This window comes from Rhizobium sp. CRRU65 (assembly GCF_048551595.1).
Lineage (GTDB): Bacteria > Pseudomonadota > Alphaproteobacteria > Rhizobiales > Rhizobiaceae > Rhizobium > Rhizobium leguminosarum_J.
Genome location: NZ_JBLYZH010000050.1, coordinates 1 through 885, shown reverse-complemented (window position 1 = coordinate 885; position 885 = coordinate 1). Strand labels below are relative to the sequence as shown.

Below are 885 nucleotides of genomic sequence, written 5' to 3'. Positions count from 1 at the left end.
CTGTCAAAGGGTAATCCATGGCCTTCCTCGAAATCTCCGGTCTCAAAAAGCGCTTCGGCGCCGTCGACATTCTCAAGGGGATCGACCTCGAACTCGAAAAGGGCGGCTTTCTCGTGCTGGTCGGCCCGTCCGGCTGCGGCAAGTCGACGCTGCTCAACACCATTGCCGGGCTGGAGACGATCACGTCAGGCGATATCAAGATCGACGGGCGCGACATCAGCGGTCTGCATCCCTCCAAGCGCGACATCGCCATGGTGTTCCAGTCCTATGCGCTCTATCCGAACATGACGGTGGCGGGCAACATTGCCTTCGGCATGGAGATCCGCGGCGTGCCGAAGGAGGAGCGTGCCAGGGCGATCGCCCAAGTCTCCGACATGCTGCAGATCGGTCATCTGCTCGACCGCAAACCGAGCCAGCTCTCCGGCGGCCAGCGCCAGCGTGTCGCCATGGGCCGGGCGCTGGTGCGCAATCCGCAGGTCTTCCTGTTCGACGAGCCGCTCTCCAATCTCGATGCCAAGCTGCGCGTCGACATGCGCACCGAGATCAAGCGGCTGCATCAGCGCATGGGCACCACCTTTGTCTATGTCACCCACGACCAGATCGAGGCGATGACGCTGGCGACCAAGATCGCCGTGCTGAAGGACGGCGTGCTGCAGCAGTTCGGCACGCCGGCCGAGATCTATAACAGCCCCTCCAACATCTTCGTCGCCGACTTCATGGGCTCGCCGGCGATGAACCTGCTCAACGCCACCGTCGAGAACGGCGCCGGCGGCCTCGAAGTCTCGCTGGAGCGGCCGAATGCCGCCCCGCTCCGACTGCCCGTCATCTCAGGCAATGACGGCCTGACCGCCTATACCGGCAGACAGGTGATCTTCGGCATCCGGC

1 protein-coding gene is annotated in these 885 nt (G+C 63.5%); it reads left to right on the top strand.

Translation table 11 applies throughout. The features are described from left to right. Positions 1 to 17: 17 nt before the first annotated feature. Positions 18 to 885: ABC transporter ATP-binding protein (locus tag ACM5SV_RS36590; protein WP_419425530.1), on the top strand; the 868-nt coding region annotated here is incomplete at its 3' end.